Origin of the sequence: Rhodanobacter sp. K2T2 (genome assembly GCF_013408815.1) — a bacterium.
In the GTDB taxonomy this organism is placed as follows: Bacteria; Pseudomonadota; Gammaproteobacteria; order Xanthomonadales; family Rhodanobacteraceae; genus Rhodanobacter.
Map to the genome: position 1 here is coordinate 1 of NZ_JACCCA010000014.1, position 18,208 is coordinate 18,208.

The window sequence follows — 18,208 nt, forward strand, 5'->3', positions numbered from 1 at the left end:
GCAGGGACACAAAAAAATCCGGCCTTCAACAGGTGAAGGCCGGATTCTTGGGACGCCTTGGCTACGATGCAATGCTTAAGTGAACAGCATTACGCTGTTATCCGGGGTTTACGTCGATGCGGGGATACTTGTTCGGCTGCACGTGATGACCAAGAGGCTTGCGGCCGGAGGCCGTGCGTCAGGTGAGCGGACACGACTCGCGCTGGACGGCGCCGGCTGCAAGCCTCTTGGCCAATGCGTTCGCGACCTATTTTCCGGCGCCCGGTTTATCCCGCGTCACGAGCCGGTGGAGGCTTTGGCCTCTTTCTCCGACGGTGCCGATGCCATCGTCCGATAGTCGCGCGGAGTCATGCCGACCGTAGCCTTGAATTGCCGGGCGAACGCGCTCTGGTCGACGAAGCCGCAGGAAAGCCCGATGGAGGCGACGGTGTCGCTCCCCTGCAGCGCGCGCATCGCGGCTTCGATGCGGATTTTGGTGAGCACCTGCTGCGGGGTCAGTTGGAATACACGTCGAAAGTGACGCTCCAGCTGCGCGATCGACAGCGCGGCCAGTCCGGCCAGCGCCTGCACGCGAAGGCTTTCGGCGTAGTGCTCGTTCATGTAATTGAGCACGCGACGCAGGCGATCGTAGGTAGGGTGTCGACCGTCAGGCTGGCCCAGGTCGCGCGAGATGCCGATGACGCCGCGAATTTCATCGCGCACGATCAGCGGTCGCTTGCAGGTAAGGCACCAGCCCGGCGCGCGGTTGTTGAAAATATGCACTTCCAGCTGGTTTTCGATGATTTCGCCGGTGAGCACGCGCCGATCCTGAGCGGCGTAGGAGCCGCCCATGGTGGACGGGAACAGCTCGGTGACGCTTTTGCCGATGACCTGATGGCGCTGTTTCAAACCCAGCCGCCGCACCAGGGTCAGGTTGGCATGCGTATAACGCCCCGCGGTGTCCTTGACGAAGAACACCGCGTCGGGCAGCGCATCGAACAGCGCCTCTATTTCATCGGCAGAAATCTTCATACGAGTCGACGGCTCCACAACCTTGCCAGAACGGATGCGACGAAGGGTTGGCTCTCGGCACACCTAATCATAGACGGCGTTGACACCTGGGCGGCAAGCTTTTCCATCCGGTTCCCGAAAAGAACCGCCCGCGACCACTGTGCCGAATTCCGCACTCAATGCCCGCAAGGCTTTCTAGACGCGCCGGGCCGGCGAAGGCGAGCATGAGTGCATGCAGACTATCGACTTTATCGATTCACATACCGGCGGCGAACCCACGCGTGTGGTGCTGGCCGGCTTTCCCGATCTGGGCAACGGCACGCTGGCCGAGCGGCGCAACCTGTTTCGCAGCCATTACGACCTGTGGCGCCAGGCGATTGCATGTGAACCGCGCGGTTCGGACACCATGGTGGGCGCCCTGCTCCTGCCGCCACAGGACCCCACCGCCTGCGCGGGGGTGATCTTCTTCAACAACGTCGGTTATCTGGGCATGTGCGGTCACGGTACGATCGGCCTGATCACCACGCTGCTGCATCTGGGTCGCATTGCGCCGGGCAAGCATCGGCTGGAAACCCCGGTGGGCATGGTCGGCGTGGAGCTGCATGCCGACGGCCGCGTGGCCGTCGACAACGTCGAAAGCTATCGCCATGCCAAAAATATCGAACTGGACGTGCCGGGCTACGGCAAGATCCATGGCGATGTCGCGTGGGGTGGCAACTGGTTTTTCATCACCAACGATACGCCACTGCCGCTGACGCTGGCGAACCAGCGCGGTTTGACCACGTATACCGAGGCGGTTCGCGCGGCGCTGGCGGCCGCCGGCATCACCGGCGCGCAGGATGCCGAGATCGACCATATCGAGATCAATGCCGGGTCGACCCAGGACGACGCCGACGCGTGCAATTTCGTACTGTGCCCGGGCATGGCCTACGACCGTTCGCCGTGCGGCACCGGCACCAGTGCCAAGGTGGCTTGTCTGGCGGCGGATGGCAAGCTGGAGCCGGGACGCGTCTGGCGCCAGGCCGGTATTCTGGGCAGCGTCTTCGAAGCGCAGTATCGGTCCGGCGCGCACGGCGTTCTGCCGCGCATCACCGGTACCGCCCACGTGACGGCACAAGGCCAGCTGTTGCTCGACGAGCGCGATCCGCTGGTCTGGGGCATCGGCGCCTCGTGAAAAGTTATGACCTGGTCGTAGTGGGCGCAGGCATCGTCGGTGCCGCTTGCGCCGACTATGCCAGCGCCCAGGGTCTGCGCGTGGCCATGGTCGAACCGGGCCCCGTCGGCGGCGTGGCCACCGCGGCGGCGATGGGTCATCTGGTGGCGATGGACGACGATCCGGCCGAACTGGCGCTGGCGCACTACTCGCTGGGCCTATGGGACGAGTTCGTCGATCTGCCGCAGGCCGAATTCAGCCGCTGCGGCACCTTGTGGGTAGCCAGCAACGCCGATGAATATGCCTCGATCCCGGCCAAGCTGGCGCGACTCGCGGCAGTGGGCGTCGTGGCCGAGCAAGTCGACGCCGAGCAGCTCTATCGACTGGAACCCGCGCTCGCCCCCGGTCTGGCGGGAGGCATGCGGGTACCGAACGAGGCCGTCGTGTATCCGCCCGGCGTGGCGCGCTATCTGGTGGATCGTGCGATCGCGCGCGGCGCCGCCTGGTATCCACAGCGTGCGCATCAGTTGACCGGCAGCGGCGTGCGCTTGAACGACGGCACCAAGCTCGACGGCAACGTGCTGATCGCCACCGGCTGCGCTCTGCCGCAGCTGCTTCCCGAATTGCCGGTGCGCGGTCGCAAGGGGCATCTGGTCATCACCGATCGTCACCCCGGCCTGGTCCATCACCAGCTGCTTGAGCTGGGTTACGCCGACAGTGCACACGGCGATGCCGACAGCAGCGTCGCCTTCAACGTGCAGCCGCGGCCGACCGGACAGATTCTGATCGGGTCGTCGCGCGAATACGGCAGCCAGACCTCGGATATCTCCATGGCGATGGTGCGCCGGATGCTGGCACGTACGCTGCAGTTTCTTCCTGGCTTGAACGGGCTCGACGCCCTGCGTATCTGGACCGGCTTTCGCCCGGTCAGCGTGGATGGACTGCCGTACCTGGGAAAAGTGCCGCAACGCGCCAATCTGTGGGTCGCCGCCGGTCACGAAGGCCTGGGCGTCACTACGGCGCTGGGCAGCGCGCGGGTGGTGATCGATCAAATGCTCGGAAACGTTCCGGCGATCGATCCGCGTCCCTACGATCCGATGCGGGTGGCGGCATGAAGCCGGCGCTGATCCGCTTGCAGATCAACCATCGCACGGTCGAAGTCGTCGCCGGCAGCAGCGTGGCGGCCGCGATCGCGGCCGCTCAATCACCGGCGGTGTTTCGCCGATCGACCACAGGACAACCGCGCGCGGCTTTCTGCGGTATGGGCGCGTGTTTCGAATGCCGCGTGCGTATCGATGGCACGGGCCAGCAGCGTGCCTGCATGGTGCCGGTGCGCGAAGGCATGCAGGTGATCTGCGATGAATGATCGCTACGACGTGCTGATCGTCGGCGCAGGACCTGCCGGACTGGCAGCCGCTCATGCCGCCGCCAGCCACGGCGCACGCGTGGGCCTGATCGATCAACAGGCGACGGCCGGTGGTCAGGTCTGGCGTCACGATGTGCGGCGTGCCTTGCCTGCACTGGCAAGGCAAAGCATGCGCAATGCGTTGGATCATGCGACGGTCGATTGGCTGGCGCAAACGCGCGTGGTCGCCGGCGAAGACGGCGGCTTGCTGGTGGAAGACCCGAAAAGCGCCCGCCTACTGCACTACCGCGCGCTCGTGCTCGCCACCGGCGCGCGCGAACTGCTGCTGCCGTTTCCCGGCTGGACCTTGCCCGGCGTCACCGGCGCCGGCGGACTGCAGGCGTTGGCCAAGCAGGGCTGGCCGCTGGCCGGGCGTCGGGTCGTCATTGCCGGCAGCGGTCCGCTGTTGCTGGCCGCGGCAGCCACCGCTCGCGCTCACGGTGCCCATGTCGCGGCTATTTACGAGCAATCCTCCCGCGAACAGATGCAGCATTTTGCGACCGGGCTCTGGCGCTGGCCGGGCAAGGCGCTGCAGGCGGCCGCACTGAAGGCGAAGCTGCTCGGCGTGCCGTATCGCTGTGGCAGCGTCGTGCGCCGCGCCACCGGCGAACATCAGCTTCAGTCCATCGAGGTGGACGGACCGGGCGGCCTCGAACGCATCGACTGCGATGTGCTGGCGGTGGGCTACGGCCTGCTCGCCAACGTAGAGCTCGCCCAACTGCTCGGCTGCACGCTGCGATACCAGGGCGCACACGCCGTCGTCGAGACCGATCGTTACCAGCAGACCAGCGTGGCCCACGTCTACGCCGCCGGAGAACTCTGCGGCATCGGCGGACGCGACACTGCACGTGTCGAGGGTGCCATCGCCGGCCACGCCGCTTGCGGCGAAGGCGCCGCGGCCGACCGCCTGCTGCCCGCGCGTCGGCGCGCGCGACATTTTTCCGACGCGCTGGATCGCTGCTTCGCGCTCGATGCGCGCGTGCATGCGCTGGCCCAGCCGGACACCTTGATCTGTCGCTGCGAGGATGTACCGCTTGCCGCTTTGGACAGCCATACCGATGCACGCAGCGCCAAGCTCGCCACGCGTTGCGGCATGGGCGCCTGTCAGGGCCGGATCTGCGGCAGCGCGCTGGCCGAGATCGGTCGTTTTCCTCGCAGCGGTGCACGCCCGCCGCTTTTTCCGACCCGGCTTTCCACCCTCGCCGGCGTCGAGCTTTCTCACCTTCATGAACCCTGAGGATTTACCCATGAGCCATTCCCTCTGGCACGGCGTGCTGCCGGCCATCACCACACCCTTCCACGCCGACGGCAGCGTCGACCATGCGTTTCTTGCCGCCCACGCCAGGCAACTGATCGACGCCGGCTGCAAGGGCATCGTGCCGCTCGGCTCGCTGGGTGAAGCGGCGACGCTGAGCTTCGAAGAAAAGCTGGCCGTCCTGAAAACTCTGGTCAAGGTGCTCGGCGACAGTGCGCCGGTGATTCCGGGTATTGCCTCGCTGTCGACCGATGAAGCGGTCAGGCTCGCCCGCGAAGCCAAGTCGATCGGCTGCCGTGGCCTGATGGTGCTGCCGCCGTACGTGTATTCGACGGACTGGCGCGAGATGGGTGCGCACGTCAAGGCAGTGATCGCCGCCACCGACCTGCCCTGCATGCTTTACAACAACCCGGTCGCGTACAAGACCGACTTCACGCCGTCGCAGATGGCCGAGCTGGCTGCCGAATTTCCGAACCTGCAGGCGGTCAAGGAATCGTCCGGCGACGTTCGCCGTTTTGCCGCGATTCGCGCGCTGCTCGGCGATCGCCTGCAGCTGCTGGTCGGCATGGACGACGCGATCGTCGAAGGCGTGAGCATGGGCGCGGTCGGCTGGGTCGCGGGCCTGGTCAACGCATATCCATTCGAATCGGTGAAGCTGTTCGAACTGGCCAAGAGCGGCGGCGCCAAGGCGGCCGAATCGCTGTACGCGTGGTTCTTGCCGCTGCTGCGTCTGGATACCGTGCCGACCTTCGTACAGCTGATCAAGCTGGTGCAGGAAAAAACCGGCACCGGCAGCGAAACGGTGCGCGCGCCGCGACTGCCCGTGGCCGGCGCCGAACGCGAGGCCGCACTCAAGGTCATCGAGCACGCCATCGCCACCAAGCCGAGCTTTTGAAATGACCGCGTCGGAACCCGTATTGGTCGGCGGCCAGTGGCGTGAACCGGTGAATCGGCTGGGGCGTTTTCAGGCCGAAGATCCCACGCGCGGTGCGCCGATCGGGCCGCTCTTTCCGATCAGCGGCGCGGCGGATATCGAATCGGCCGTTAGCGCTGCCGTGGCGGTCGCCGACGAACTGGCCGCCACGCCGGCGGCTCGCATCGCCGATTTTCTCGATGCCTACGCGGCGGCCATCGAGGCGGACGCCGATACGCTGGTGGCGCTAGCGCACGCCGAAACGGCATTGCCGGTCGAACCGCGGCTGCGCTCGGTCGAACTGCCTCGTGCCAGCGGCCAGCTGCGGCAGGCGGCCAGGGCCGCACGTCAGTATGGATGGACCGATCCGATCATCGATACGCAGACCGGACTGCGCGCGCACCGTGCGCCGCTCGGCAAGCCGGTGCTGGTATTCGGGCCGAACAATTTTCCGTTCGCCTTCAACGCCATCGCCGGCAGCGATTTCGCCTCGGCTATCGCTGCGCGCAATCCGGTCATTGCCAAGGCGCATCCATCGCATCCGGCGACAAGCCAGCGGCTAGCGCAGCTGGCGCATCAGGCGTTGCTCGATACCGGCTTGCCGGCCGCCACCGTACAGATGCTTTATCACTTCGACAACGCGCTCGGCCTGGCGCTGGCCGGCGATGCGCGATTGGGCGCGATCGGCTTTACCGGCAGCCGCGCCGGCGGCCTGGCATTGAAGGCAGCGGCGGACAAAACCGGCGTACCGATCTACGCCGAGCTGTCGAGCATCAATCCGGTGTTCCTGCTGCCCGGCGCGCTGGCCGAACGGGGCGAGGCGTTAGCGCAGGAATTTTTCGCTTCATGCGTGATGGGCAGCGGCCAGTTCTGCACCAACCCCGGCGTGGTGGTGGTACCGGCGCAACACGATGGCGATGCGTTCATCGACGCTGCGGTGGCGCACTTCGCCGGAGCGACGCCCAAGCCGCTGTTCTCGCGCGGCGTCCAGGATTCGTTGCGCAGTGCGATCGCTGTGCTTATGACGGCCGGTGCCGAGTTGCTCGCCGGAGGAAACGCCGGCGAGGGCGAAGGCTACCGCCATCAGCCGACCCTGCTTTGCGTCGACGCCCAAGCCTTTCTCGCGAACGCCGACGCGCTGCAGACGGAAGCCTTCGGACCGGTCAGCCTGCTGGTGCGCGCTGCCGACGCCTGCGCGATGGCGCAGATCGCCGCGGTGCTGGAAGGCAATCTCACCGGCACGATCTACCGTGCGGGCAATGGCCGCGACGACGACGCCTGGTCGGCTATCGCCCCCATCCTGCGCCACAAGGTGGGCCGCCTGATTGCCGACAAGATGCCCACCGGCGTGGCCGTCAGCCCGGCGATGAATCACGGCGGGCCGTATCCGAGCACGGGCCATCCGGGCTTTACGTCGGTAGGCATGCCGGCCGCGATCCATCGCTTCACCGCCCTGCACAGTTACGACAACGTTCCCGATGCACTGCTGCCGATCGAGCTGCGCGACCGTAACGTGGCGGGTATCCAGCGGCGCGTGGACGGGCACTGGACTGAGCGCGATGTCGGTGACGGCGCATGAGCGGCCAGATCGGCGGTCTCTCCTTCGAGCAAGCAGAGGCTGCCCTCACACCGTGGAAAGAGCGGGCAGCGCCGATCGGCACCGAGGAATATCAGCATCGGCTGGAGCAAGCGCGACGGCTGATGCGCGAGCGCGGCGATGAAGCTCTGCTGATCACCGCCGGCGCATCCTTGCGTTATTTCACCGGCATCTCGTGGGGTGCCAGCGAGCGACTGGTTGCGATGCTGCTGACGCTGGAAGGCGATCCGTTCGTGCTCTGCCCCGCTTTCGAAGAGGGCTCGCTGCAGCATGCGCTGAAGATTTCTGCGATAACACGGCTGTGGGAAGAACACGAAGATCCGCAGCAGCAGGTCGCCGATCTCGTGGCGGCCCATCGCGTTCGTCGACTGGCGCTCGACCCGGCGGCCACGTTCCTGATTTACGAGCGCCTGCGCACGGTGCTCGGTGCCTGCGAACTGGCGGACGGCAGTCCGATCGTGGACGGCTGTCGTATGCAGAAATCGGCAGCCGAACTGGCGCTGATGCGTCAGGCCACGGCGATGACCTTGCAGGTGCATCGCCTGGCCGCCGGGTTGATGCATGAAGGGATCGGCACCGGCGAGGTGCGCCGCTTTATCGATCGCGCTCACCGCGCCCTCGGGGCCGACGGCGGCTCGACATTTTGCATCGTGCAATTCGGCCACGCGACGGCCTACCCGCACGGCATTCCCGGCGAACAGCAGCTGCGACCGAACGAGCTGGTGCTGATCGACACAGGGTGCAGCGTCGAAGGCTACCAGTCGGACATCACACGCACGTACGTCTTTGGCGAGCCCAGCGTCGTGCAGGCGCGGATCTGGTCGCTGGAACAGGCGGCGCAGCGCGCGGCGTTCGATACCGTAAGGCCTGGCGTCGCGTGCGCCGAGGTCGACGCCGCCGCGCGTCGGATACTCGAAGCCGCGGGCCTGGGCCCGGACTACCGGCTGCCCGGGCTGCCGCATCGCACTGGCCACGGCTGCGGGCTGAGTATCCACGAAACGCCGTATCTGGTCCGCAGCAACGAGACGGCGCTGGCGCCGGGCATGTGCTGCAGCGATGAGCCGATGATCGTCGTGCCGGGAGAATTCGGTATCCGGCTGGAGGACCACTTCCACGTCACCGAGGACGGCGCGCAATGGTTTACCGAGCCGTCGCCGGCCATCGACATGCCTTTCGCAAGCGCTTGATAACGGCATCGCCACCGCTTTTCAGCTGCGTCGCGACTGTGCCCAATTCCGCACGGTGCAGGCACAATGCTTTCTATACACCGTGTCGGCCAGCGATGAGTATGAGGGTCTTACCCGATGAGGCGAACCCGCTGCCCGTCGCCACGTCATGACTGCCGGGGTGTCCTGATGCCGTTGAAACGGATGTGTTGCAGCCTCGGTCTGCCTTGGCTGATTGCCAGCGGCATACTCATGGCCTCGATGGCGCACGCATCGCCCCTGCCGATGAGTGCGCTCGCCGATACCGCTGGCGCAACCGGCCACGCCGATACCGCGGACAAGCGCTTCCACGACCTGTATACGCGCGAGTGGCACTGGCGTCAGCTGCAGTTTGCCGGTGCCGACGACGAGAATGGCCCGGCGCAGGATGCCGGCCATCTGCCCAAGGTCGATGCCGCCACACAGGCGATGCGCGAGGCCTACTGGGCCGATGTGCTGATGACGCTCGACGCGATTCCACGCGCCCAGCTCTCGGGCGAGGATCAGGTCGACTACGACGTCTACAGGCAGCAGGTTCAGGTGCTGCTGAGCGATCAACGCTTCAAGACCTGGCAGATGCCGTTCAACAGCGACTCGGGCTTCTGGAGCGATCTGGGTTTTACCGCTCGAGCCACTTACGCCGACAGCAAAAGCTATCGCGATTACCTGGGCAAACTGCGCGACATACCGCGCTACTTTGCCGAGCAGACCGCCAATATGCGGCTCGGTCTGGCGCGCGGCTTCAGCCAGCCGAAAATCATTCCGCAAGGCCGCACGCCGTCGATCGGCGAAATCATCGCCGCGACCGGCGAAAAGAATCTTTTCTACACGCCATTCCTGCGGATGCCCACCACCATTCCCGCCACCGAACAGGCCGCGCTGCGCGCCGAGGCGCTGGCGACAATCGACGGTCAGGTAATTCCCGCCTATGCCCAGTTGCTGAGCTTCATGCAGAAGGAGTACATCCCGCAGGCACGCAGCGATATCGCGGCCGAGGATCTGCCGGACGGCAAGGCGTTCTATCGGGCGCAGATTCTCGAATACACCACGCTGGACATGAGCCCCGACGCGATTCACGCACTGGGCCTGCAGCAGATGGCCGTCATCCACCGGCAGATGCTGGACACGATCAAGCAGACCGGCTTCAAGGGCAGTTTCGCGGACTTCCTGCAGTTTCTGCGCATCGACCCGCAGTTCTATGCCAAGACGCCGGACGAACTGCTCAAGGATGCGGCGTGGATCGCCAAGCAGGTCGACGGCAAGGTCGGCGACTATATCGGCCGCCTGCCGCGACGACGCTTCGCGATCGAATCGGTTCCCGCCGACCTCGCGCCGATCTATACCGGCGGCCGCGGTGGCCCGGGTATCTATCTGGTCAACACCTACAACCTGCCCGCCCGCCCGCTGTATTCGCTGCCGGCGCTGACCCTGCACGAGTCGTCGCCGGGTCACGCGCTGCAGATGCCGCTGGCGGCCGAAACCACCGGCCTGCCCGACTTTCGCCGCTACAGCTATATCTCGGCCTACGGCGAAGGATGGGCGCTTTACTGCGAATACCTCGGGCAGGAGATGGGCATCTATCACACGCCCTACGAGCAGTTCGGTTATCTCAGTTATCAGGCCTGGCGGGCGGCGCGGCTGGTCGTCGATACCGGCCTGCATCACCTGCACTGGACGCGCCAGCAGGCGCGCGATTATCTACGCGAGAACACCGCGCTGGCCGAGCACGAGATCGATACCGAAGTGGATCGCTATATTGCGTGGCCGGCGCAGGCGCTGTCCTATTACCTGGGCGAAATGGCCATACGCGACGACCGCGCACGGGCCGAAAAAGCGTTGGGCGAGAAGTTCGACATCCGCGCGTTCCACGACGCCGTGCTGTCGACCGGTTCGGTACCGCTGCCGGTGCTCAACGCACGCATCGATCAGTTCATCGCCAGCGGTGGCCAGTCGCCCTACGCCACGCCTTCGCCGTAAGGGTGGCATCGACCAATCCGGAGGTCCCATGGCGCACCAGGGAAAATTTCAGAAGCAGCTGAGCCTGGTCGACCTGACCATGATCGGCCTGGGCGCCATCTTCGGATCGGGCTGGCTGTTTTCGGCCAGCCACGTCGCGGCCATCGCCGGGCCGGCCGGGATCCTGTCGTGGCTGATCGGCGGTGCGGCGGTGCTGCTGCTGGGCCTGGTCTACTGCGAACTCGGCGCCGCCCTGCCGCGTGCCGGCGGCGTGGTGCGTTATCCCGGCTACTCGCACGGTGCGCTGCTCGGATCGCTGATGGGTTTCATCACGCTGATCGCTTTTTCCAGCCTGATCGCGATCGAAACGGTGGCCTGCCGCCAGTACGCCGCCGCGTGGTTTCCGTCGCTCAGCAAAAGCGGCAGCGGCGATCCGACGGCGCTGGGCTGGATCGTCCAGCTGCTGCTGTTGACGGTGTTTTTTCTGCTGAACTATTTCAGCGTGAAGACCTTCGCCAAGGCCAACAACATCATCAGCATCTTCAAATTCGTCGTGCCGCTGCTGGTGATCGTGGTGCTGTTGACGCATTTTCAGCCGCACAATATGCAGGTGCAAGGCTTTGCGCCGTTCGGCTTTGCCGGTGTGGAAGGCGCGGTGTCGGCCGGCGGCATCATCTTCGCCTACCTCGGGCTGACGCCGATCATCTCGGTGGCCAGCGAAGTGCGCGATCCGCAGCGCACAATTCCCATCGCGCTGATTCTATCGGTGCTGCTCTCCACGGTGATCTATCTGCTGCTGCAGATCGCGTTCCTCGGCAGCATCCCGGCCGCCATGCTCAGCCACGGCTGGACGGCCATCGGCACAGAGTTTTCGCTGCCGTATCACGATATCGCGCTGGCCCTGGGCGTCGGCTGGCTGGCGGTGCTGGTAGTGTCGGACGCGATGATCTCGCCCAGCGGCACCGGCAATATCTACATGAATGCCACGCCGCGCATCGTCTACGGCTGGGCGCGCAGCGGTGCGTTTTTCAAGGTGTTTACTCGCATCGACGATAAGTCCGGCATACCCAGACCGGCGCTGTGGCTGACCTTTGCGCTATCGGTTTTCTGGACGCTGCCGTTCCCCTCGTGGGAGGCCATGATCGGCGTGGTATCCGCCGCACTGGTGCTCAGCTATGCGGTCGCACCGATCACGGTCGCGGCATTGCGCCGAAGCGCGCCGCAGCTGGCGCGGCCTTTTTACGTGCATGGCTTCGCCGTGCTCGGGCCGCTGTCTTTTATCGTCGCCGCACTGATCGTCTACTGGTCGGGATGGACGACCGTGTCGTGGCTGCTCGGCCTGCAGATCGCGATGTTCGTTATCTACGTAGCCTACAAACTCGGCACACGTGCGAACCGTGCGGTACTACGGACAGAAGTGTTTTCGTCGACGTGGCTCATCGGCTTTTACGCGCTGATGATGGCCGCCTCCTATCTGGGGACCTTCGGCGGAAAGCGCCTTATCCCGCACCCGTGGGATTCGGTGACCGTCTGCCTCATCGCCCTGCTGATCTACTACTTGGGCAGCTACACCGGCCTGCCGGCGTCGCAGCTCGATATGGGCAGTGAAGACGACGATTGATCTGTGCATGAATCCGCATGCGCGATGAACGAATTCGACAAGATGTCGTACCTCGCGCATCGCATGATGAATACTAGGCCTGCGTATTTTCGCGCCTGCGCCCTTCCCTCCGCGAGGCGCGACTCCCCGATACGCGGGCCTCTTTCTGCCACCACCGAATGATCCCGCCCGTTTCGGGGGAGTATGGAATCCATGCATCGTCGACGCTTTCTTCAAGGCCTGGCAACGACTGGCGCCGCCGTCGGACTTTACGCGGCGGGAAGCGATCCGGTCGCCGCGGCGTCGACGTCATTCACGGCAACGCCAAAGACCACAGCGCCACCGGTGCGAGTAGCGCTTTCAAAAATATCCACTCAGGGCCATCAACTGCTCGGCTCGTTCAAACAGGCCACGCTTGACTGGCAGGTGTTCGAAGATCTCACCCAGCCCGACGGCGAACTGATCCTGGTCAGCGGCGGTGTCGCCTGCGTACTGAGCAAGCGCACCGAGCCCTCGTTCGCCGCCGACGGCGCGCCCTACTTCGGCATGCAGCTGGCCGACATCGCTCTTGCCGAAGCGGACCTGCTGGCCGATTACCTGCTTGCGCACGGCGAACCCGACGAGGCGCAGGTGCGCCTGGCCGCACCGCCCGTCGCGTCGCAGCTCAATCCCGAAAACTACTACGGCCGGCTGCCGTGGACGACCTTCGTCGGCACGCGCCAGTGCGCCGATACCATGCCGGTATATACCTCGGGCAGCACCCGCACCTATCACTCCGATCAGATCTTCGCCGAGCTGCACGATCCAAAGCGCGTGGCGCGTCGGCGCGAGGGCCTGCTGGGCGGATGGATGCCGGCCGTGCACAAGGTCGTACCGATCGACGACGACCGCTGGTACGACGTGCTGGTGTTTGCCGACGTCGATGCCACCGATCGATTCGTGGTGCAGACCTGGCATCGCACCGCGCTGATCGAGCATGGCAGCATCAGCAAGGTGGCGTATGGCCACAGCTATCCCAGCTATCCGCCGCGACGGCTGCCGCCGGAACCGGCCGCGTTCTATGCCGCCCTGCTGCGCTTTCATGATGACTGGCAGGCCGAACTGAGCGGCATCAGCGTGGCGTCGATTCCCGCACCGGGCTGGAGCGACATGGCGCGCTATGCGTTCGCCCGCGAACTGGTGGTGCGTCCCGACGGCACCTATCCGAAATACGGCGCGGTGGATCGCGATTACTACGGCAACGAATACGACGGCTTCCAGGACACCTTCACCAGCTCGCTGTACGCCAACCTCGAATGGGGCCGCTTCGCTCAGGCGGCCGCGGTACTGGACGAATACTTCACTGATTTCGTGCAGGACAACGGCCTGATCAACATGCGCGGCGCCGAAACTGCGCAGTTCGGTCTGACGCTCTCGCTGCTGGCGCGCTATGCCGTCTATGCCGGCGATCTTGCTCTGCTGCGCAAACATCGGCCCAAGATCGAAGCCACCGCGCAGGTGCTGCTGGAACTGCACGACGAGAGCCTGAAGCTGGCCAGCTCCGATCCCGGCTACGGTCTGATCCACGGCTGGAACGAATCGGACGCCTGCCTGTTTCCCGATCCCACGCTGTGGTGGAAACCGTATTACGCCAATAGCGCCATGGCGGCTCGTGGGCTCTATGACCTCGCCGCTGTCTGGCCGAACATCGCGCCGGGTGACACCGCGCGCTCACACGACTGGCGTAGGCGCGCCGACATGCTGCGCGAGCAAACCGTGCGCACGCTGCGCGCCAATATCCGACATGATCTAAAGCCGCCCTATATCGGCCCGCTGCCGGGCGCGAAGCTCACCTTCCGCGAGTCGCTGGCCAAAGAGACACCCAGCGAGCAACAGTGGCCGCACCGCGCCTACGCCGAGCTGTTGCAGGCCGACATACTGCCCGACGAACTGGCCCATCTGGTGATCGACTGCATGCGCGGGCACGGCGCGACCAGCATCGGCGTGGTTGCCAATATCGGTCCGGTCAGCAAGGACGGCCGCGATATCCTCGGTTTCATTTCCTACGGCTACGCGCAGCAGCTGCTGCGCCTGGGACGCATCGACGAGTACCTGCTGTTTCTCTACGCCCACCGCCATCACGCGCACACGCCGGGCAGTTGGACCGCCGGTGAAGTGTCCGATATCAGCGGCGGCATGCCGCTGTTCTGCATCCCGGCACAGATGACGATACCGCTGCTGCTGCGCTGGGCGCTGGTATTCGACGACAGCGCGGGCGAAACGCTTTACATGGGACGCGCGATTCCCCGCGCATGGATGGCCAGCGGTCAACCGGTAGGCATCGAACGCGCGCCGACGCGTTGGGGATACGTGAGCTTCCGCTTGCAAACAAGCAGCAACGGCGATGTCGAAGGCGAGCTGACCTTGCCCGATCGCGGCAGCCCCAAGGACACGTGGCTGAGCCTACGCGCGCCGACCGGCAAACGTTTGGCCGAGGCGCGGCTGGATGGCGTGGCGATCGATGCCGCCGATCGGCGCGACGACGCCGTTCGCGTTCGGGGCAAGTCGGGGCAGCGTATTGAGGTTGCCGCACGATTCATTTGAAAACCCGCCATTGAGGTCATCGCATGCGTCTGATCACTGCCGTTATTTTCAGCGCCGCGCTGTTATTCGGCGCACGGGCATTCGCCGCAACGCCGGTCGCCGCCACCCCGCCGATGGGCTGGAACAGCTGGAATTTTTTCGCCGACAAGGTCAGCGATGCGGACGTGCGCGCCGCGGCCGACGCGCTGGTATCCAGCGGCATGCGCGATGCCGGCTACGTCTACGTCAATATCGACGATGGCTGGCAGGGCGTGCGCGATGCGAACGGAGTGATCCAGCCCAACGCACATTTTCCGGACATGAAGGCGCTGGCCGACTACATCCATGCGCGCGGTCTCAAGCTCGGGCTTTATTCTTCGCCCGGCAGCAAGACCTGCGGTGGTTATACCGGCTCGCTTGGCCACGAGACACAGGACGCACACCGCTATGCCGATTGGGGCGTCGACTATCTCAAATACGATTTGTGCAGCTATATCCAGGACGTGATGCAGGCGCAGGCGCCGCGCGATCCCGATCGGCAGATGCAGCTGATGATCGGTGCCTATCGGCGCATGCATGCAGCGCTGAAGGCGACCGACCGACCCATCGTTTTTTCGCTGTGCCAGTATGGCTGGGACGCGCCTTGGGAGTGGGCTACCGGCACGGATATCGGCGGCAACCTGTGGCGCACGACCGGCGACATCACGCCGGAATGGGATCGCATTTATGCCATCGCCACGCAGCAGGCCGGACTCGCCGCTTATGCCGGCCCCGGCCACTGGAACGATCCGGACATGCTGGAAGTGGGCAACGGCAAGCTGACGCCTGCGGAAAATCGTGCCCACTTCAGCTGGTGGGCGATGCTTGCCGCGCCGCTGCTGGCGGGCAACGATCTGGCGCATATGACGCCGGCGACCAGGGCCATCCTCACGCAGCGCGTGGTGATCGCCATCGATCAGGATCCGCTCGGTCAACAGGCCACGCGTGCGTATGCCGATGGAGAAATCGAAGTGTGGACTAGACCGTTGCAGGGCGGCGCGCTGGCGCTGGCGATATTCAACGTAGGCAGCGATCGTCACGCCGGAAGCCATCCGATGCATCTGTCGCTGTCGCGCCTGGGGTTGAAAAGTGGACAACCCGCGCATGATCTGTGGAGCAACCAAGTTGTCACTCTCGTGGAAGGAATGCCCATCGCCATGCAGCGGCATGACGTGATGCTGCTGCGTATCGATGCACCCGTCGCTGCATTGCCACCTCGGTAATTTGCCCGCCAACGTATCAACGACGCGGTCCTGCACACGATCACCACGTGCGACGTATCTCGCACGCACGGGACGTTACATACGGCCTTGCAGCGATACACGCAGCGGATCGCTAGGCGCGCTGCGTCTGCGCGAAAAGAACAACGCGACGCATAAAACTATGCCGTATTCCGCATGCAATAGCCGCAAATGACACAAGACGACAGGTCTATGTGACGGCACGATGAAAGCGAAGGTGGAACTATCAGCGCATCTCGCCAAAGGCGCGATGCATATACGGGGATCGGGATGCACAGCGGCGACGTCCATCGCAGACGGTTCATCAAAGGCGCAGCCGCTCTGCTCGCCTCCGCTGCCGTGACGCCCGCCGTGCGCGCATTCGCTCCCGACGTTGCCGATCCGAAGGCCGCGGTTTCCGACGCCACGCTGATCGATGCGGCATCGCGCGAAAAGCCGGTGCAAAGCATGCATGCGTTCGCGCTGAATCAGGTCCGCTTGCTGGACAGCGATTTTGCGACCGGCGCAGCGATCAACCGTCGCTATCTGCAGAGCATTCCGGTCGATCGGCTGGCACGAAGTTTTCGCGTGCAGGCTGGCCTCGCATCGAGTGCAGCCCCCCTGGGAGGCTGGGAAAAGCCCGATTGCGAATTGCGCGGCCATTTCAGCGGAGGGCACTATCTGTCGGCGGCGGCGTTCGCGTATGCCAGCCAGGGCGATGAAATACTCAAGGCGCGTGCCGACGAACTGGTGACGCAGCTGGCAGCGTGCCAGCAGCCCAACGGTTATCTGAGCGCCTTTCCGGAAAGCTTCTTCGATCGCCTGAGCAGCGGCCAGAAAGTGTGGGCGCCGTTCTACACGATCCACAAGATTCAGGCCGGCATGCTCGATATGTACCGGTATGCCGGCAATCGACAGGCTCTGACGGTTGCCACCGGCATCGGCAACTGGACGGTGCGCTGGCTCAACGGTTTCTCCGATGCCCAACTCGCGCACATTCTGAAGACCGAATACGGCGGCATGAACGAGTCGATGTACGAGCTGTATGCCACCACCGGCAACGGTCGCTACATGGACGCCGCACACCGCTTCGATCAGGTGTCCCTGTTCGATCCGCTCGCTGCGCATCGCGACGAGTTGCAGGGCTTGCACAGCAATACCCAGATTCCCAAGATCATCGGTGCGGCGCGACGCTACGAACTGACCGGCGATCCGCGCTATCGGCGCATTGCCGAGTTTTTCTGGGAAACCGTGACCACCGAGCGCACCTACGCGACCGGCGGCTCCAGCAACGGCGAGTTCTGGAACACCGGGCCTGGCGATCTGAAAGGCCAACTGGGTCTTTACGCCGCCGAGTGCTGCGTGGCCTACAACCTGCTCAAACTCACCAGACACATTTACGCCTGGAACGGCGATCCCCGCGCATTCGACTACTACGAGCGCACGCTCTACAACGCGCGGCTGGGTACGCAAGATGCCAACGGCCTGAAGCTCTACTACTACCCGCTGCAGCCGGGCGGCAACAAGTTCTACAACTCGCCCACCGATTCCTTCTGGTGCTGCACCGGCTCCGGCGCCGAAGAGTTTGCCCGCTTCAACGACAGCATCTATTTCCGCGAAGGCAAAGACCTCTACGTCAACCTGTTTATTCCCTCCGAATTGAGCTGGCCGGAAGAGCAGCTGACGCTGCGTCAGGAGACGGCGTTCCCGCGCGAGCCGCTGACGCGTCTGGTGCTCGGTCTCAAGGCACCGGAACATCGCGCCATCCATTTGCGTATTCCGCAGTGGATAGGTCCGGATGCCGCCGTACGCGTGAACGGTGAAACGCTGGACGTATTTGCCTCGCCCGGCAGCTATCTGACTCTGCGCCGCGAGTGGCGTGACGGCGACCGCATCGAGCTGGATTTGCCGATGCAGCTGTATACCGAAGCCCTGCCCGGCGATGACGAGCAGCGTGCCGTGCTTTACGGACCGCTGGTGCTTGCGGCGCGACTGGGCAGTGCGGGACTGACGCAGTCCATGCAGTACTGCGGTTACGACGCCGCGCCCAACCCCGAACCCAAGCCGCAGCCATCGCCGACGATTCTCGCCAACGCCGCGCAGGACGTCAGCAGCTGGATGCGCGTCCACCTGGCATCCGAACTGAGTTTCGAAGCGACAACTCGACAAGGCAAGATCGCCGTTGCGCCGCTGAATCAAATTCATGCCGAGCGCTATGCGGTTTACTGGAAATCCGACGTCACGTCGGAAAATAGCTAGAACGTTTTCGCCGTAAAGACGTCTAAATAAAAATTTGTCGGATCGCTCACAAGC

Annotated in this window: 13 protein-coding genes; 12 read left to right on the forward strand and 1 reads right to left on the reverse strand. The window is 64.5% G+C overall.

Annotation, left to right across the window (positions count from 1 at the left end; genetic code table 11):
- Window positions 1–276 precede the first annotated feature (276 nt).
- Window positions 277–1,011, reverse strand: coding sequence for an AraC family transcriptional regulator (locus HDE78_RS18290; protein ID WP_179482162.1), 735 nt, complete (start codon window positions 1,009–1,011; stop codon window positions 277–279).
- Between the two features lie 211 nt (window positions 1,012–1,222).
- Here HDE78_RS18290 and HDE78_RS18295 point away from each other — a divergent pair, with 211 nt between their 5' ends.
- From HDE78_RS18295 to HDE78_RS18350, 12 genes are all read left to right on the forward strand, one after another.
- Window positions 1,223–2,164 carry a 4-hydroxyproline epimerase gene (locus tag HDE78_RS18295; protein WP_179482164.1) on the forward strand — a complete coding sequence of 314 codons (942 nt, stop codon included), beginning with the start codon at window positions 1,223–1,225 and terminating at the stop codon, window positions 2,162–2,164.
- A complete protein-coding gene (locus HDE78_RS18300; RefSeq protein ID WP_218862546.1) occupies window positions 2,143–3,258 on the forward strand; it encodes an FAD-dependent oxidoreductase in 1,116 nt (371 codons plus the stop codon). The genes HDE78_RS18295 and HDE78_RS18300 overlap by 22 nt, the downstream gene beginning before the upstream one ends.
- Window positions 3,255–3,509 (forward strand): 2Fe-2S iron-sulfur cluster-binding protein, encoded by a 255-nt coding sequence (locus HDE78_RS18305; RefSeq protein ID WP_179482168.1) that lies wholly within the window; start codon window positions 3,255–3,257, stop codon window positions 3,507–3,509. The genes HDE78_RS18300 and HDE78_RS18305 overlap by 4 nt, the downstream gene beginning before the upstream one ends.
- Entirely contained in the window at window positions 3,502–4,785 is a 1,284-nt protein-coding gene (locus tag HDE78_RS18310; protein WP_179482170.1) for an FAD/NAD(P)-binding oxidoreductase, read from the forward strand. Before HDE78_RS18305 ends, HDE78_RS18310 begins: the two co-directional genes overlap by 8 nt.
- A gap of 10 nt (window positions 4,786–4,795) precedes the next feature.
- Window positions 4,796–5,698 (forward strand): dihydrodipicolinate synthase family protein, encoded by a 903-nt coding sequence (locus HDE78_RS18315; protein WP_179482172.1) that lies wholly within the window; start codon window positions 4,796–4,798, stop codon window positions 5,696–5,698.
- A 1-nt stretch (window position 5,699) separates the two neighbouring features.
- Window positions 5,700–7,295 carry an aldehyde dehydrogenase family protein gene (locus HDE78_RS18320; RefSeq protein ID WP_179482174.1) on the forward strand — a complete coding sequence of 532 codons (1,596 nt, stop codon included), beginning with the start codon at window positions 5,700–5,702 and terminating at the stop codon, window positions 7,293–7,295.
- A complete protein-coding gene (locus HDE78_RS18325; protein WP_179482176.1) occupies window positions 7,292–8,500 on the forward strand; it encodes a Xaa-Pro peptidase family protein in 1,209 nt (402 codons plus the stop codon). Before HDE78_RS18320 ends, HDE78_RS18325 begins: the two co-directional genes overlap by 4 nt.
- 264 nt (window positions 8,501–8,764) lie before the next feature.
- Entirely contained in the window at window positions 8,765–10,495 is a 1,731-nt protein-coding gene (locus HDE78_RS18330; RefSeq protein WP_255457901.1) for a DUF885 family protein, read from the forward strand.
- A 28-nt stretch (window positions 10,496–10,523) separates the two neighbouring features.
- Window positions 10,524–12,095 carry an APC family permease gene (locus HDE78_RS18335; protein WP_179482178.1) on the forward strand — a complete coding sequence of 524 codons (1,572 nt, stop codon included), beginning with the start codon at window positions 10,524–10,526 and terminating at the stop codon, window positions 12,093–12,095.
- A gap of 192 nt (window positions 12,096–12,287) precedes the next feature.
- Window positions 12,288–14,657, forward strand: coding sequence for a Tat pathway signal protein (locus HDE78_RS18340; protein ID WP_179482180.1), 2,370 nt, complete (start codon window positions 12,288–12,290; stop codon window positions 14,655–14,657).
- Window positions 14,658–14,680: 23 nt separating this feature from the next.
- A complete protein-coding gene (locus HDE78_RS18345) occupies window positions 14,681–15,898 on the forward strand; it encodes a glycoside hydrolase family 27 protein (RefSeq protein WP_179482182.1) in 1,218 nt (405 codons plus the stop codon).
- Between the two features lie 369 nt (window positions 15,899–16,267).
- A complete protein-coding gene (locus HDE78_RS18350) occupies window positions 16,268–18,154 on the forward strand; it encodes a glycoside hydrolase family 127 protein (protein WP_179482184.1) in 1,887 nt (628 codons plus the stop codon).
- Window positions 18,155–18,208 lie beyond the last annotated feature (54 nt).

Coding starts and splice junctions, on each gene's coding strand:
- HDE78_RS18290 (WP_179482162.1), bottom strand. CDS start 1,011: ATGAAGATTTCTGCCGATGAAATAGAGGCGCTGTTCGATGCGCTGCCC.
- HDE78_RS18295 (WP_179482164.1), top strand. CDS start 1,223: ATGCAGACTATCGACTTTATCGATTCACATACCGGCGGCGAACCCACG.
- HDE78_RS18305 (WP_179482168.1), top strand. CDS start 3,255: ATGAAGCCGGCGCTGATCCGCTTGCAGATCAACCATCGCACGGTCGAA.
- HDE78_RS18310 (WP_179482170.1), top strand. CDS start 3,502: ATGAATGATCGCTACGACGTGCTGATCGTCGGCGCAGGACCTGCCGGA.
- HDE78_RS18315 (WP_179482172.1), top strand. CDS start 4,796: ATGAGCCATTCCCTCTGGCACGGCGTGCTGCCGGCCATCACCACACCC.
- HDE78_RS18320 (WP_179482174.1), top strand. CDS start 5,700: ATGACCGCGTCGGAACCCGTATTGGTCGGCGGCCAGTGGCGTGAACCG.
- HDE78_RS18325 (WP_179482176.1), top strand. CDS start 7,292: ATGAGCGGCCAGATCGGCGGTCTCTCCTTCGAGCAAGCAGAGGCTGCC.
- HDE78_RS18330 (WP_255457901.1), top strand. CDS start 8,765: ATGAGTGCGCTCGCCGATACCGCTGGCGCAACCGGCCACGCCGATACC.
- HDE78_RS18335 (WP_179482178.1), top strand. CDS start 10,524: ATGGCGCACCAGGGAAAATTTCAGAAGCAGCTGAGCCTGGTCGACCTG.
- HDE78_RS18340 (WP_179482180.1), top strand. CDS start 12,288: ATGCATCGTCGACGCTTTCTTCAAGGCCTGGCAACGACTGGCGCCGCC.
- HDE78_RS18345 (WP_179482182.1), top strand. CDS start 14,681: ATGCGTCTGATCACTGCCGTTATTTTCAGCGCCGCGCTGTTATTCGGC.